Genomic DNA, 14,249 nt, shown 5'->3' with positions numbered 1-14,249 from the left:
TTTCCGAGCGCCCGTGGTGGGAAGGCTCCGCGCCTTCCCGCCGCGGGCATCGTCGGTTCAGGGGGTCCGCCTCAGCGGCTCACCGCGGTTTCCTGCTCGACCCGCGACAGCTTCTCGGGGTTGCGCACGATGTAGAGCCCGGTGATCAGGCCGTCGTCCATCCGCACGGCCACGACGTCGTCGATCTCCCCGTCGAGCCGGACGATCAGTGCGGGGGAGCCGTTCATCTGCACGGGTTCGACCGACACCTCGCCGCCGATCCGGGGCAGGCCGGCCGCCAGCAGGCGGCCCACCTTGTCGGCCCCGACGATGGGTCGCAGCACGGCCTGCTTGACTCCGCCGCCGTCACCGAGGAGGACGACGTCCGGTGCCAGCTGGTCGAGCAGGCTCTGCAGGTCGCCCGTCTCGAGCGCCCGTTTGAACGCGTCGAGAGCATCCCGGGACTCGGCCGGCGTGACGACGCCCCGCGGCCGGCGCGCCGCGACGTGGGTCCGCGCCCGGTGCGCGATCTGACGGACGGCGTCCGTGCTCTTGTCGACGGCGGCCGCGATCTCCCCGTACTCCAGATCGAATACCTCACGCAGCACGAACACGGCCCGCTCGGTGGGTGCGAGCGTCTCCAGCACCAGCATCATCGCCATCGAGACGCTGTCGGCCAACTCGACGTCCTCCGCCACGTCGGGCGCGGTCAGCAACGGCTCCGGTAGCCAGGGGCCGACGTAGGACTCCCTGCGCCTGCCGAGTGTGCGCAGCCGGACCAGCGCCTGGCGGGTGGTGATTCGCACCAGATATGCCCGCTGATTCCGCACCGTGCCCAGATCGACGCCCGCCCACCGCAGCCAGGTCTCCTGCAGGATGTCCTCCGCGTCGGCGGCCGAGCCGAGCATCTCGTAGGCGACGGTGAACAGCAGGTTGCGGTGGGTGACGAACGCCTCGGTGGCGGGATCCGAACGAGCATCCCTGCTCCCGCCCAGATCGTCGGGTGTGGTCTGCGACGTGCCGGCCATGGGTGGCTCCTCTTCGTTCTCGACGGTGTCACACACCAGACACCGGAACCCGCCGTTCTGTGACAACCGGACGGGAGCGGTTGTCACGGAAATCGGGCGGCCGGCATCTCATGTTCGTTCAGTGCAGCACACGACACCACGAGTGAGGACGAAGTCATGGACGCTCGATTCAATCTGTTCGCCAACGAGATCGCCCTGAAGTTCGGCAAGCGGTTCGCGGGCGCCGCCCTGGCGATCGACCAGTCACCGCTGCCGAAGGCCACCCGGACGCTGGTCGAGATCCGGGCCAGCCAGATCAACGGCTGCGGCTTCTGCACCGACATGCACACGAAGGATGCCGCGGTCGCCGGCGAAACCCCGGTTCGGCTCAACCTGGTCGCCGCGTGGCGCGAGGCCACCGTATTCACCGAGGCGGAGCGTGCCGCGCTCGCGCTCGCGGAGGAGGGAACCCGGCTCGCCGACGCTCACCACGGCGTATCCGACGACACCTGGGACCAGGTGCGCAAGCACTACGACGACGACCAGATCGCGGCCCTGGTCTGCCTGGTCGCCCTGATCAACGCCGCCAATCGGATCAACGTGATCGTGCGCAACCCGGCAGGTACCTACGAGCCAGGGATGTTCGCCAGCATGACGAGCTGATCGGCAGGGGTCGGCGCGGGCGAACCCTGCGAGAGTCAGCCTCCTCGCGGAGTCAGGCCCACTCGTAGGACATCTCGCCCGCGACCCCGAGGTGCTTGCACAGTTTGTGGATGCCACCGAAATCCTGGACGAGCGCGGATCGGCGGGTGTCGTGTTCGGCGTCGTCGATCATCGCCTGACCGCCGTCGAGGTCCAGGATGTCGACGATGGTGTGCCACGTCGAGTAGTCGTTGCTGCTGAAGGCGGTCATCGCGTCGACGAGCCCGTCGAGGAACAGCCGCCGGTCGCCGGGGTTCAGGGTGTCGTAGACGACAGCCGCGATGTCGTCGGCGATGGAGGCGTGACAGTACTCGTCGCGATTGTGCAGCCGGACCGTCGCCCGGTTGACCGGCTGGATGACGTCGTTCTCGGAGATCAGGTCGAGGTAGGAGCTGATCGAGATCTCCGCCACCGTCATGAAGGCGAACGTCGTGATCGCCCGCTGTCTCGGGTCGGCGGCCTCGGCCGTCGCCGCGCGCTGGCGGCGCAACGTCAGGACGTCGGGCAGGGCATTGTTCGGCATCGCCCAACCGCGTTGCCGACGGGTGACCGCGCTCGCGTTCAGGTGCATGAGGGTGTGGTACTGCTCGTCCACCATCGCCTGGTGGACGGCCACGGCGAACGTGTCACCGAGACCGGTGTCCAGGGCGTCGTGCGCGACGAGGTCGAACCCGGGATTGACCACGTACTGCTCGATGTCCATGACGTTCTTGTTGAACGCGATCCACGCCCACGCCCGCAGCTGGTTCCGTTGCTCCTTACCCATCCGGAGGAACCGGTCGTGATCGGCGAACGGCAGCAACTCGTCCGGGTAGTCCTGCTTGCCGAGGTCGAACAGCGCGTCGAGGTCCGGTTCCGGCTTCTTCACGGTCGCTCGCTGCCCCCAGTTGCGCGCGAGCCGCGTCACGACGGCACTCTCCACAGGATCGGACGGGTCGTACTCCGGGAGCGAGGGAATGTTCTGGGTCGTCATGACGTATCTCCGTTCCGCGGCCGTCGGTGAACGAGATCGGTGAAGAGGTCGGCGCACAGCCGGGCGAGGGGTTCGATCCGGTCGCCGAGCGGGGACGTCGCGCGGGACATGAGCGCGGCGAAATCGTCGTCTGAGCCCTGCTCGACGGTGTCGGTGAGGGTGGTGAGCGCGGCGGCGAGCGCGCGCCGGGCGTCGCCGGCGAAGGGATTGCCGGCCTGGATGTCCCGGTAGACCTCGGGGACGCCGCTGCCGACCCGTGCGAGAAGCGCGAGTGAGACGAGATGCGGTGGGGTGGCCACCGCGGTGAGTTCGCCGCCGTCGACACCGAGGTCCGCGAGAGCGAGGCCGAAGGCGAGGACGCCGGCGTGCGTCAGTGCCTGGGTCGCTGCCGTGAGCCGGTCGTGGTGTTCGGCGTCCAGACGGACCACCGAAGATCCCCAGCCGGACAGGGCCGACAGGAACCACTCGACCCCGGGGCCGTCCCGGTAGGTCACGGCCGCGACAGGGCGGCCCTCCGGTCCGAGGGACGGGGCGAACATCGGGTTGATGCCCACCGCGCCGCCCCGCAGTGCGCTCTCCCGCAGGGCCGCATCGAATCGCGATTTCACGGACAGCGTGTCGACCAGCAGCGCGTGCTCGGGCAACTCCGCGACGAGGAACGGAATCGACTCCAGCGCCACGCTTTCGGGTATCGCAAGGATCACCGCATCGGCGGCCTGCACCACCGCCCGCAGTTCCGGCGACGGGTCGGTGACGTCGCCCTTGACCTGATCCGCGTCGGACCGGTCGGTGAACCGGATGTCGACGGTGCGCACGGTGTTTCCGGCGGCGCGGAGCCGATCGGCGAGCATCCGGCCGACATCGCCCGAACCGCCGATCAACGCGACGGTCCTGGCGGATGCGGCCGGAACGTTCACTGCCCGATCTCGTTCGGCCGGTCTGCTGTCACGGACAGCGCCCGCAACATGGTGGCGGCCTTGACCATTGCCTCGTCGAACTCCTCCTCCGGGTCCGACAGCGCCGTGATCGCACCGCCGATGCCGAATGTCACCTCGGTGTCGGTGGCGACGATCGTGCGGATGACGATGGACAGGTCGGCCGTCCCCGTCAGGGAGAAGTAGCCGATCGAACCGGAATACACACCGCGCGGCCCGGACTCGAGCCGGTCGATGATCTCCATGGTCCGGATCTTCGGGGCGCCCGTCATCGATCCGCCGGGGAAGGCGGCACGGACACACTCGACGACGGAGGCGTCGGCGCTGAGGGTTCCGCGCACGGTCGAGACGAGTTGATGCACGGCCGCGTACGTTTCGACGTCGAACAGCTTCGGAACGTGCACCGAGCCGGGAACGCACACCCGGGCCAGGTCGTTGCGCGTCAGATCGACGATCATCAGGTTCTCGGCGCGATCCTTCTCGCTGTCGAGCAGGTCCTGCCGCAGCGCCGCATCCTTGGCGGGGGTGGCGCCGCGCGGACGCGTCCCCTTGATCGGTTTGGACTCGACCACCCGGTCCGCGCCGATCCTCAGGAACCGCTCGGGGGAGGCACTGAGAACGGACAGCCCGGCGAACTGAAGGTAGGCGCTGTACGGCGTGGGACTGATGGAGCGGAGCAGTTCGAACGTGTGCAGCGGATTGATCGACTGGTCCACCGTCGCCATGTTGGTCAGACAGACCTCGTAGGATTCGCCGGTCCGGATCTCACCGAGCGACGTCGCGATGTGGTCGAGGTACTTGTCGTGGTCGTGACGCAGGGCGAGTTCGGCGGCCTCCGGTTTCCGGATCGGCGGCACCGCGGTCGTCGGGTGGTCCGGCTCGGCCAGCCGGTGCAGCGCCGCTTCCATCTCGTCGAGCCAGCGGCGCAACTCCGGATCGTCCTGGTGATCGCTCAGGCACAGCGCGTACGTGCGCTCGTTCGAATGATCGATGACCACGGCGCGGTCCGCGAACACCAGTGCGGCATCCGGGGTGGGGGACTTGTGCGCCGCGGTGCCACCGGTCTCGGCCTTCAGTTCGTAGCCGAGGTACCCCACGTAGCCGAGGCCGAACGGCACACCCGGGAGACCCGGCACCGACCGTGCCTGCAGTTGCCGTTCGAGGTAGTCGAAGAACGGTGCGTGCACCTGTTCGACCGGCAACCCCTCCCGCGTGATCCGGACGATCGCCTCGCTGACGTCGTACGTGATGTATTCGGCGCGCGGGCCGGAACAGTTGCCCATGATCGTGAATCGCGAAGTCGGTTCCGACGCCGACGTCCCGTCGAGCCAGAACGCGTTGGGTCCGGACGCGAACAGATCCTCGAACGTGGTGCGGGGGTCGACTTCGTGGTCGACGCGCACCTGCTGGACCACGTACGGCGCGTGGGGGATCGGGATTCTGAGCAGGGATCCGTGCGTGGGTGTCCCGGAATGCGTCTGCGTGAGGTCGCGGAAGTTCGCGAGCAGTTCGTGGCCGAACGCGGTGCTGATCGATTCGGGGTGGAACTGGACGCCCCACAGCGGACGCGTGCGGTGCCGGACGCCCATCAGGAGACCGTCGGCCGTCCAGGCGGTGGCCTCGAGATCGCCGGGGAGATCCTCGACGATCAGCGAGTGGTAGCGGACCGTGGGGAACGGTGACGGAATGCCCGCGAAGAGTTCGGAACCGTCGTGGTCGACGAGCGACACGCGGCCGTGCATCGGTTCGGGCGCGAGTACCACGTTGCCGCCGAACAGCTGGCACAGTCCCTGGTGACCGAGACAGACGCCGAGCACCGGGAGTTCGGTCTCCCTGATGATGCGGGCGCTGATCCCGAAGTCGCGTTTGCGGTCCGGCCGGCCGGGCCCGGGGGAGATGACGATGTTGTCGAAGTCGGACCAGGGGATCGAACTCCACTCCACGTCGTTGTGCACGACGGTGGGCGGTTCGCCGTTCACCTCGGCCAGCAGGGTGAACAGGTTGTAGGTGAAGGAGTCGTAATTGTCGACCAGCAGCGTCCGGGTACTCATCACGACTCGACATTCGCAGACGGCACGGAACTGTGGCGAACCTGGTGGTTGCCGGCGTGGTTGTGGCTGCCGTTGTGGCTGCCGCCCCGGCGGGGGGCCTCGTCGACGGACTCCGCATTGATCACGAGGTCCTCGAGCCGGCACGTCTCGGCGATGAGGAGGTCGTAGAGCGAGTCGAAGAACTCCGGGGACAGGGAATGGCTGTCGGCGTACTGACGCGCCCGTTCGTGGACGATGTGGATCCGTCCGGGCTGCATCATGGCGATGTGCTCGCGGCGCTTCAGTTCGCCGATCCGCAGGCACACTTCCAAACGCTGCCGGACCGTCTCGAGCAGGGTCGCGTCGACGGCGTCGAGTTCCACGCGCAGACTCTCGAGTGCGTGCTGCGCCGAGGCGTCAGAATGCTCTCCGGAATCGTCGCCGTTCCGCTGTTCTACGGAGAAGTACATAATCGCCCCACTCACTCGATCGGCAGTAGCTTTCTCATCCCGACTATCGTGTGTCGTTGGTGGTTCGTTTCCATGAGCCTTCCGGATGGCCGGGAGGGCCGTGGTCGATCGGCCGAAAACGAACCTGGTGGGCTATCACCCCCGGGAGTCTCGATCTCAGGTTGAGACTTTGATGGACGGTTGGCTAACGTAACCTGAAGTCTATTTCCGCACACTCAGGATACGAGGAATATGCGTATATCGTCGGCCACTAGGGCTTTGTTGTTCGTGCTGGCAGGCATCGTGATGCTGTGCAGTGCGGCACCGGCGGCAGCGGATCCCGTGGAAGCGGAACCCGCGCCCGTGGTCGATCCGTCCGTGCTTCCCGGGGCCAACGACTGGAACTGTAAGCCGTCCGCGGCGCATCCCCGTCCCGTCGTGCTGGTGCACGGCACCTGGACCGGCATGGTGGGGACGTGGAAGGACCTGGCTCCGGCGCTCAGTGCGGACGGCTACTGCGTGTTCGCCCTCAACTACGGACAGGCCGCCGGTTTGACCAAGGGCAACATGATGCGCATGTTCGGCGGCGCCGACATCGAGGAGTCCGCCCGGCAGCTCGCCGGGTTCGTCGAGCTGGTCCGCACGGCCACCGGCGCTCCGCAGGTCGACATGATCGGGCATTCGCTCGGCGGCACGGTGTCCCGCCAGTACCTGAGATTCGAAGGCGGCGCGGACCGGGCGAACCCCGCGCTGAACAAGGTGCACTCGCTCGTCACGCTCGGCGCCACCAACCACGGCACCAGCTTCGGGGACGTCCAGTCGCTCGGTGCGATCGCGCAGGCACTGGGTGTGCCGGTCACGACGCTCGCCGGTGTCGCGGTCGGGCCGTCCTACATCCAGCAGATGGTGGGCTCGCCCTTCCTGCAGCTCCTCAACGCGGCCGGCGACACCGACCCGGGTATCGACTACACCGTGGTCGCCAGTCGCAGCGACACCGTGTCGACCCCTCCGGAGAACACGTTCCTGACGGCAGGCCCGTGGGCCACCGTGCACAACATCTGGCTTCAGGACGGCTGCGAGACGAACACCGCAGACCACGGCCAGCTGACCACTGATGCGCGGGCCGTGTACATCATCCAGCGGGCGCTGGACCCCGCCTACGGAGACCGCAACCCCGCACCGTGCTGACCCGGCGCGGGTGCTCGGCGGTGCCGGTCAGTCCCAGATGCCGACCTCGTCGAGATGTGCGACCAGTCGCTGGGCGCCGTCGATGAAGTGGGCCTTGTTCTCGGCGCCGACCACGTCGGCCTTCCCGTCGGCGAGCGCGGCGATGAGGCGCCGGTGGCTTGCGACCGCCGACTCGCCCCAGGCCGGATCGGACGAATAGAACTGCACCGGCGTGTACCGGGTGGCGCTGAGCAGGAACCACGACAGCTTGCTCGCGTCGGCGAGGTGGTTGATGACCCGGTGGAACGAGAACTCGAGATCCTCGATGCGGTCGCCCTCGCCGTCCTCGACGGCCCGCCGCAGCTTCTCGTTGATCGCGGTCAGCTCCTCGACGACCTCCGGGGTGACGGACCGCGTCGCGCGGACCGCGAGTTCCTCGGCGATCTGGCCCTGTAGCCAGAAGAGGTCGTGGATGTCGTCCCGGCTGAGCGGGGCGACCACGTAGCCGCGGTGGGGAACCAGTTCGACGAGCCCCTCGCCGCGCAGGGTCAGCAGCGCCTCGCGGACGGGTGTGACGCTGACCCCGAGGTCCGCCGCGGTCTCGTCGAGGCGGATGAAGTCACCCGGGCGAACGCCCCCGGACATGATCAGGTTGCGGACGTGCACGGCGACGTCGTCCGACAACTGGGGTCGGCGGCGCAGGGTGCGGCCCGCTGGGGATCGTGACACGGAGGGCGATGCCATGGAGAACTCCTTCGATGCGGCAAACCAGCATAAACCGCAGTGGATGTTTACAAACCGTAGGTCTTGCCGATGATGTCGCGCTGAATCTCGTTGGTACCGCCGTAGATGCTCGAGACGATGGTGGAGCGGACGTGCTTCTCCATGTCGAACTCGGTGGCGTAGCCGTATCCGCCCATCATCTGCATGCCCTCGAGCGCGACCTTCTTCGCCGTCTCGGTGACCTTCAGCTTGGCCATCGACGCTTCGCGGGCCAGCATCTTGCCGGGGTTCGCGTCGACGTCCTTGGCGACGCTGTACACGAGCAGTTTGCAGCACTCGATCTCCATCGCCAGATCGGCGATGCGGTGGCGTAGCGCCTGGAACGATCCGACGGGACGCCCGAACTGCTTGCGCTGGGTGACGAAATCGAGGGTGTCGGCGAACGCGCGCTGCGCGGTGCCGAGCATCATGGCGGCGAGGATGAGGCGTTCGAAGTTCAGTCCGGTCATCAGCTGGCGCCAGCCGTTGCCGACGTCGCCGACCACCGCGTCCTCGGGGAGGACGCAGTCGGTGAAGTAGAGGTCGTTGACCTCCTTGCCGCCCATCGTGTCGATGCCGCTGATCTTCAGTCCGGCGGTATCCGCGGGGACGTGGAACATCGTGAGGCCTTCGTGTTTGCCGTCGCCGCGCCCGGTGCGGGCCACGAGCAGGATGTTGTCGGCGAAGTGCGCGTTGGAGCACCATGTCTTCTGGCCGTTGATCACCCAGCCGTCGGCGGTCTTCTCCGCGCGGGTGCTGAGGTTGCCGACGTCGGAACCGGCCTCCGGCTCGGACATCGAGATGGACTGCGACCGGCCGGCCACGATGCCGCGCAGCACGACGTCCTTCTGTGCGTCGGTGCCGAACTTCGCGTACGCGCCGCCCGTGATCAAGGTGGGCCCGATTCCGCCGATGGGCGCCATGCCCTTGGCGGCTTCCTCGAGCAGGATGCACATGTCGACGTGGCTCGCGGCCGAGCCGTCGTACTCCTCGGGGATGGTGATGCCCAGCCAGCCCAGCTTCGCCATCTTCTCGTAGAGGTCCTGATTGTGGTTGTGCTCGCCGTGATTCGTCAGCCTGTCGCGCTGCTCGCGGGTGCCGCTCTCGCGCTTGCAGAAATCGGCGATCGCCGCCGCGAAGTCCTTCTGTTCACTGGTGAATTCGACGCTCATGTCCGGGGAACTCCTCGTGGGTGATGGGGCCGGCGAACAGGCCGGCCGGGGTGACTGTGTGGGGCTTGCCGCGATGGGGTCAGCCGCATACTGTGATGTCCACTACATTACATCACATCACATATATTTGATGTGATCTCAAGGGAGGATATCGACCATGCCACAGCAGGCGGAGACGACCGAGACGAGTGCCGGCACGCAGCCCACGGCCCCGACAGGGCCGGCGGATCCGGCGCCGAGGACTTTCGCGTCCCTGGACCCGCGCGACGGCACCGTCCTCGCCGAGTACCCGATCCAGGGGGAGAGGGAGGTGCGCGCCGCCGTCGACGCGGCCCGGTCCGCCGCGCAGTGGTGGAACGCCCTCGGCTTCGACGGCCGCAAGCAGTGGCTCCTGGACTGGAAGAAGTCGATGGCACGGGACGGTGAGCAACTCGCCGCGCTCGTTGCGGCCGAGACCGGCAAGCCCTACGACGACGCGCTCCTGGAGGTGATGCTCGCCATCGAGCACCTCGACTGGGCCGCGAAGAACGCGGGCAAGGTCCTGAAGCGGCGCAAGGTGCCGTCCGGTCTGGTCAGCGCGAACCAGGCCAGCAGCGTCGGGTACGAGCCGATGGGTGTGGTCGGTGTGATCGGGCCGTGGAACTACCCCGTCTACACGCCGATGGGCTCCATCTCCTACGCGCTCGCAGCGGGCAACACCGTCGTCTTCAAGCCCAGTGAGCTGACCCCCGGGGTCGCGGTGTGGCTCGCCGACAAGTGGAAGGCGCTCATCCCCAATCAGCCTGTCCTGCAGGTGGTCACCGGCGACGGGTCGACCGGTTCCGCCCTCGTCTCAGCCGGCGTCGACAAGGTCGCCTTCACCGGGTCCGCCGCCACCGGCAAGCGGGTCATGGCCGCCTGCGCCGAAACGCTCACCCCGCTGGTCGTCGAGGCGGGAGGTAAGGACGCCATGCTCGTCGACGCCGACGCGAACCTGGACGAGGCGGCCGGTTTCGCCGTGTTCGGGGCGATGGGCAACGCCGGACAGACGTGCGCGGGCGTCGAGCGCATCTACGTCGTCGACTCCGTCTACGACGAATTCGTCCGGCTGATCGCCGAGAAGTCGACGGTTCTACGTCCGGGACCGCGGGATGCGGCGTACGGACCCATGACGATGACCAGCCAGTCCGACGTGGTCCGCAGCCACGTCCAGGACGCACTCGACAAGGGCGGATCCGCCGTGGTCGGCGGACTCGACTCCATCGCGGACGGGTATGTCGGGCCCATCGTGCTGACCGGCGTTCCCGAGGACAGCACCGCGATCCGCGAGGAGACGTTCGGCCCCACGGTCGTCGTCAACAAGGTCGCGAGTCTCGACGAGGCGGTCGCGAAGGCCAACGGCACCACGTTCGGTCTCGGCGCGTCCATCTTCACCAAGGACGCGACCAAGGCGATGCAGGCCGCCGAGAAGCTCAGGGCAGGCGTCGTGACGATCGGGTCGGTGCTCGGATTCGCCGGTGTCGCGGCGTTGCCGTTCGGCGGTGTCGGAGACTCGGGCTTCGGTCGCATTCACGGGGCGGACGGGCTGCGGGAATTCAGCCGGGTCAAGTCCATCGCCCGGCAGAAGTTCGCGGCGCCGCTGAATCTGCTGACCATGCAGCGCAAGTCGCGGGACATGAAGATTTCCGCATGGATGTTGAAGAACCGGCACGGACGCTGATTGCGGGAGGGTATTCACATGCTGACGAAGACCACGCCGGGCGGGGTTCCGCGGGGCAGACACGGCTGGCAGCGCCGGATCGAGGAACTCGACCCGGTCCGGGACCACCAGGAGATCCACCGCATCACGGCCGGCTTCGAGTTTCCGTGGGACTACCAGCGGTCCCTCGAGTTCGCGTTGTTCCGAACGTATTGCGTCCCCACGATTTCGGAACTGCTGCAGCGCACCGGTGAGTTCGAGAAGCGACCGCAGAAGCGGTACGACGACACCGCGTTGCTGATGGCCGAACTCGTCGAGCACGGCTACGACTCCGAACGCGGCATCGAGTCGCTGCGCGTCGTGAACCGCATGCACGGTAAGTACGACATCGACAACGACGACATGCTGTACGTGCTGACCACGTTCATCTACGAGCCGATCGACTGGATCGACCGCTTCGGGTGGCGGCGGCTCACCCCGAACGAGCGTCTCGCGTGCTTCCACTTCTACCGTCAGGTGGGGGTTCGCATGGGGATCAGGAACATACCCGAGACCTTCGAGGACTTCTACCGGTTCAAGGCCGAGTACGAGCGGACACACTTCCGGTACACCGACGACAACCATCGGGTCGGCACCTACACGCTGAATCTGTTCTGCTCCTGGTTTCCGGCGCCGCTACGCCCGCTCGTCGCGCAGGGGGTCTACGCCCTCCTCGACCCGATGATGCTGGCGGCGTTCGGATTTCCCGCAGCGCCGCACTGGTTGCAGGGCGCGTCCCGACGTGCGCTGCGGATCCGGGCCCGGTTCGTGCGCCTCCTGCCGCCACGCCGCGAATCCAAGGCCGCCCGCGATCCGCGCAACCGGACCTACCCCGGATACCCGGTGGGCTACAGCCCGCGCGACCTCGGCGCGGACAACGACAAGCAAAAGGGATATCGCCGACGGGCCGCATGAGAACTGGTCCCTGGGCGATTCGCCCAGGGACGCGGGCTCAGTGTCACCGCCCGGGCCGGGCTCAGTGTCACCGCCCGGGCCGGGCTCAGTGACCCAGCAGAACGGCCGTCATCAGGGTGTGGAGACGGGCACGCGACTCCTCGCGGGTGTCGAAATGGACCAGTCGGCCGATGTCGAGCACCAGTCCGAGCGCCGCGTGCACGAGGAACCGTGCCTCGGGCGCCGAGAGTTCGGACCGCACGGCGGTCACCAGGTGGACCCATTCCTCGACGTGGAGGCGCTGCACGTTACGGAGGTTGGTCCGCTCGTTCTTCGGGAGGTTCCCGATCTCCGCGAAGTAGACCGACAGCACTTCCGGGTTCCCGAACGACAGTTCCAGGTACGATTCGGCGAGCTTGCGGAGGGCGTCCTCGGGGTCGGTGGCGGTGGACAGAGCCGCCGACGTGGCCACGGCCAGCCGGTCGGACGCGCGGTAGAACACCGCCGCCAGAAGGTCTGCCTTGCTGGGGAAGTGGCGGTACACGCTCGACGCGTTGATGCCCGCGGCGGCGCCGATCTCCTCGATGCTCGAGTCGTGGTAGCCGTGCCGGTCGAAGATCTTGACGGCCTCGTTGATCAGCAATTCGCGCTTGGACGTCACGGCCAGTCCTCGCACCGTGCCGGCGGCGGCCCTGCCCGCGTTCGGGACGGCGGGCGGGAGCGTCGCGTTCAGGATCGACCCGCATGCCGACTTCAGGAGCGTGTCGAGTCGGCGGGTGGCGAGGGTGGTCCGGTGTGCGCTGATGCTGCCGATCACGCTCAGCGTCGACGCCCCCAGCGTCGTCGCGTCGACGGCCGTGAGTTCGGGGCGGATCTCGCGCAGCGGCGCGGCCACGCACTGCGTGACGTGCACGAAGACGGCGCGAATCCGCTTACGGTCCTCGGCCTCGAGGTACCGGCCCTCCCAGCGGTAGAGTCCGGCGATCTTACGGTTCTCGATGCTGTTGGCGACGAGGGCGGCGATCAGGTGTTCGAGGCGGTCGCCGGGTTCGCGTTCGGCGACGCCGTCGAGTGCGCCGTCCGCGGTGGCCTGGAGCGCGTCGGCCGTCGTCGTCGCGGCGTGGACGAACAGGGCGTACTTGTTGGGATAGTGCCGGTACAGGGCGGGACCGGAAATGCCGATGGTGGCGGCGATCTCGTCGACACCGACCGCATGGTAGCCGCGCTCGCTGAAGGCTTCGGCTGCGACGTTCGCGATCTGGGCCTTGCGATTCTTGGGGCGGCGGCGGATCGGCCGGTCGGTGGCGGCACCGGCCGCCGTGCTGGTCCGGGCCACGGTCACCTCCAGTAGTGGGCAGTCGTCTGCCAGTTCCTCTGCCGGTCATCTTAACCGAGACTCCCGCGCCGATGAGCCTCGGATGGTCCCCGCGCACCGGGGTGTTCGCCCGGCGTCTCGATGAATCACCAGCAAGACAGTGCGAAATGTGTTCCGAGAGGTATTGACACGCACCGAACGACACCAATAAGTTAACAGCAATTCGCGTGCGGCGATGGCTTCTTCCACCGCCCCGCCTTTCCCGGCCTCGCAGGTCGATTCCCTCGGAGGTAACTGGCTTCATGAGTGCACCACGGCAACTGTCGACCATCCCCGCCGTCGCAGCCGGCGGTCTCCGGGTGGTCGTGGACGGCGGGATCCTCCGGATCACGATCGATCGGCCCGGCCGGATGAATGCGCTCGATCTGGCTCACATGACCGCACTCGGCGACGTGCTCGAAGGCGCGGCGGCGGATCCCGCCGTCCGCGTCGTCGTCCTCTCGGGTGCGGGCGCGGCATTCTGCACCGGCGCGGATCTCGCGGCGGCGGCCACCGCGGGCGGCCGGGCGGCGTCGCCGGAGGTGGTGATGGATTCCGCCAATCGCGTGATCCGCGCGATCGTCGACCTCCCGATCCCGGTGATCGCCCAGGTGGGTGGCGCGGCTGTCGGGGTCGGGGCGTCCATCGCCCTGGCGGCGGACCTGACGTACGCCGCCGAGGACGCGTACCTGCTCCTCGCGTTCGTCAACGTCGGGCTCATGCCCGACGGCGGATCCAGTGCGTTGATCGCCGCCTCGATCGGCAGGGCCAGGGCCACCCGGATGGCGCTGCTCGGCGAACGGCTGCCCGCCGATCGGGCGGCGGACGAGGGCCTGATCGCCGGTGTGCTCGCGGCCGACGACCTCGCGGCCCACGTCGACGCCGTCGCGGCGAGGCTGGCACGTGGTCCGAGGCGGGCTCTCGCGCTGACCAAGCAGGCTCTCACCGCGACCACGCTGGCGGAACTGGACCCGGCGCTGGGCCGCGAGAAGGCCGGCCAGACCGAATTGCTCCAGTCGCCGGACTTCGCCGAAGGGGTCGCGGCGATGCTCACGAAACGTGCTCCGAACTTTCGAAGCTGATGCGAATTGCGGTTAACAAGACTGTT

Annotated in this window: 13 protein-coding genes; 5 read left to right on the top strand and 8 right to left on the bottom strand. The window is 67.7% G+C overall.

Annotated features, from left to right (window positions below; translation table 11 throughout):
- Positions 1 to 71 precede the first annotated feature (71 nt).
- Entirely contained in the window at positions 72 to 1,007 is a 936-nt protein-coding gene (locus tag JWS13_RS10695; RefSeq protein ID WP_206005530.1) for an RNA polymerase sigma-70 factor, read from the bottom strand.
- A gap of 156 nt (positions 1,008 to 1,163) precedes the next feature.
- On the opposite strand from JWS13_RS10695, the gene JWS13_RS10690 reads away from it, so the two are divergent.
- Positions 1,164 to 1,649: a carboxymuconolactone decarboxylase family protein gene (locus tag JWS13_RS10690; RefSeq protein WP_206005529.1), complete on the top strand. Its 486-nt coding sequence runs from the start codon at positions 1,164 to 1,166 to the stop codon at positions 1,647 to 1,649.
- Between the two features lie 52 nt (positions 1,650 to 1,701).
- On the opposite strand, the gene JWS13_RS10685 is transcribed toward JWS13_RS10690, so the two are convergent.
- Genes JWS13_RS10685 through JWS13_RS10670 form a run of 4 tightly spaced genes read right to left on the bottom strand, consistent with a single transcriptional unit; the run spans position 1,702 to position 6,096 of the window.
- Positions 1,702 to 2,661: an AurF N-oxygenase family protein gene (locus tag JWS13_RS10685; RefSeq protein ID WP_206005528.1), complete on the bottom strand. Its 960-nt coding sequence runs from the start codon at positions 2,659 to 2,661 to the stop codon at positions 1,702 to 1,704.
- Entirely contained in the window at positions 2,658 to 3,578 is a 921-nt protein-coding gene (locus tag JWS13_RS10680) for a prephenate dehydrogenase (RefSeq protein WP_206005527.1), read from the bottom strand. Before JWS13_RS10680 ends, JWS13_RS10685 begins: the two co-directional genes overlap by 4 nt.
- Positions 3,575 to 5,647 carry an aminodeoxychorismate synthase component I gene (gene pabB, locus JWS13_RS10675; RefSeq protein WP_206005526.1) on the bottom strand — a complete coding sequence of 691 codons (2,073 nt, stop codon included), beginning with the start codon at positions 5,645 to 5,647 and terminating at the stop codon, positions 3,575 to 3,577. Before pabB ends, JWS13_RS10680 begins: the two co-directional genes overlap by 4 nt.
- Positions 5,647 to 6,096 carry a chorismate mutase family protein gene (locus tag JWS13_RS10670; RefSeq protein ID WP_206011563.1) on the bottom strand — a complete coding sequence of 150 codons (450 nt, stop codon included), beginning with the start codon at positions 6,094 to 6,096 and terminating at the stop codon, positions 5,647 to 5,649. The genes pabB and JWS13_RS10670 overlap by 1 nt, the downstream gene beginning before the upstream one ends.
- Positions 6,097 to 6,327: 231 nt before the next feature.
- Between JWS13_RS10670 and JWS13_RS10665 the strand changes: the two genes are divergently transcribed.
- The gene (locus JWS13_RS10665) at positions 6,328 to 7,263 is read left to right on the top strand and encodes an esterase/lipase family protein (protein ID WP_206005525.1); all 936 of its coding nucleotides are present in this window, start codon (positions 6,328 to 6,330) and stop codon (positions 7,261 to 7,263) included.
- 27 nt (positions 7,264 to 7,290) lie between these two features.
- On the opposite strand, the gene JWS13_RS10660 is transcribed toward JWS13_RS10665, so the two are convergent.
- Both JWS13_RS10660 and JWS13_RS10655 read right to left on the bottom strand, forming a co-directional pair.
- The gene (locus tag JWS13_RS10660) at positions 7,291 to 7,986 is read right to left on the bottom strand and encodes a GntR family transcriptional regulator (RefSeq protein ID WP_206005524.1); all 696 of its coding nucleotides are present in this window, start codon (positions 7,984 to 7,986) and stop codon (positions 7,291 to 7,293) included.
- Between the two features lie 47 nt (positions 7,987 to 8,033).
- The gene (locus JWS13_RS10655) at positions 8,034 to 9,176 is read right to left on the bottom strand and encodes an acyl-CoA dehydrogenase family protein (RefSeq protein ID WP_206005523.1); all 1,143 of its coding nucleotides are present in this window, start codon (positions 9,174 to 9,176) and stop codon (positions 8,034 to 8,036) included.
- A gap of 157 nt (positions 9,177 to 9,333) precedes the next feature.
- Between JWS13_RS10655 and JWS13_RS10650 the strand changes: the two genes are divergently transcribed.
- Positions 9,334 to 10,875, top strand: a complete 1,542-nt coding sequence (locus JWS13_RS10650; RefSeq protein WP_206005522.1) for an aldehyde dehydrogenase family protein — start codon at positions 9,334 to 9,336, stop codon at positions 10,873 to 10,875.
- A gap of 18 nt (positions 10,876 to 10,893) precedes the next feature.
- On the top strand, positions 10,894 to 11,808 hold the full coding sequence (locus JWS13_RS10645; RefSeq protein ID WP_206005521.1) for an oxygenase MpaB family protein: 915 nt from the start codon (positions 10,894 to 10,896) through the stop codon (positions 11,806 to 11,808).
- Positions 11,809 to 11,893: 85 nt separating this feature from the next.
- Here JWS13_RS10645 and JWS13_RS10640 read toward each other — a convergent pair whose 3' ends face one another.
- Positions 11,894 to 13,129 carry a TetR/AcrR family transcriptional regulator gene (locus tag JWS13_RS10640; RefSeq protein WP_206005520.1) on the bottom strand — a complete coding sequence of 412 codons (1,236 nt, stop codon included), beginning with the start codon at positions 13,127 to 13,129 and terminating at the stop codon, positions 11,894 to 11,896.
- 275 nt (positions 13,130 to 13,404) lie between these two features.
- On the opposite strand from JWS13_RS10640, the gene JWS13_RS10635 reads away from it, so the two are divergent.
- Positions 13,405 to 14,223 (top strand): enoyl-CoA hydratase, encoded by an 819-nt coding sequence (locus tag JWS13_RS10635; protein WP_206005519.1) that lies wholly within the window; start codon positions 13,405 to 13,407, stop codon positions 14,221 to 14,223.
- The last annotated feature ends 26 nt before the right edge of the window (positions 14,224 to 14,249 follow it).

It is taken from the genome of Rhodococcus pseudokoreensis, from assembly GCF_017068395.1.
GTDB lineage: Bacteria > Actinomycetota > Actinomycetes > Mycobacteriales > Mycobacteriaceae > Rhodococcus_F > Rhodococcus_F pseudokoreensis.
The sequence above is the reverse complement of the archived record's forward strand: the minus strand, read 5'-3'. Positions and strand labels throughout refer to the sequence as shown.

Bases quoted from the DNA above. Each gene is read 5' to 3' on its own strand.
- JWS13_RS10695 (WP_206005530.1), bottom strand. From the start codon at position 1,007: ATGGCCGGCACGTCGCAGACCACACCCGACGATCTGGGCGGGAGCAGG.
- JWS13_RS10690 (WP_206005529.1), top strand. From the start codon at position 1,164: ATGGACGCTCGATTCAATCTGTTCGCCAACGAGATCGCCCTGAAGTTC.
- JWS13_RS10685 (WP_206005528.1), bottom strand. From the start codon at position 2,661: ATGACGACCCAGAACATTCCCTCGCTCCCGGAGTACGACCCGTCCGAT.
- pabB (WP_206005526.1), bottom strand. From the start codon at position 5,647: ATGAGTACCCGGACGCTGCTGGTCGACAATTACGACTCCTTCACCTAC.
- JWS13_RS10670 (WP_206011563.1), bottom strand. From the start codon at position 6,096: ATGTACTTCTCCGTAGAACAGCGGAACGGCGACGATTCCGGAGAGCAT.
- JWS13_RS10665 (WP_206005525.1), top strand. From the start codon at position 6,328: ATGCGTATATCGTCGGCCACTAGGGCTTTGTTGTTCGTGCTGGCAGGC.
- JWS13_RS10660 (WP_206005524.1), bottom strand. From the start codon at position 7,986: ATGGCATCGCCCTCCGTGTCACGATCCCCAGCGGGCCGCACCCTGCGC.
- JWS13_RS10655 (WP_206005523.1), bottom strand. From the start codon at position 9,176: ATGAGCGTCGAATTCACCAGTGAACAGAAGGACTTCGCGGCGGCGATC.
- JWS13_RS10650 (WP_206005522.1), top strand. From the start codon at position 9,334: ATGCCACAGCAGGCGGAGACGACCGAGACGAGTGCCGGCACGCAGCCC.
- JWS13_RS10645 (WP_206005521.1), top strand. From the start codon at position 10,894: ATGCTGACGAAGACCACGCCGGGCGGGGTTCCGCGGGGCAGACACGGC.
- JWS13_RS10635 (WP_206005519.1), top strand. From the start codon at position 13,405: ATGAGTGCACCACGGCAACTGTCGACCATCCCCGCCGTCGCAGCCGGC.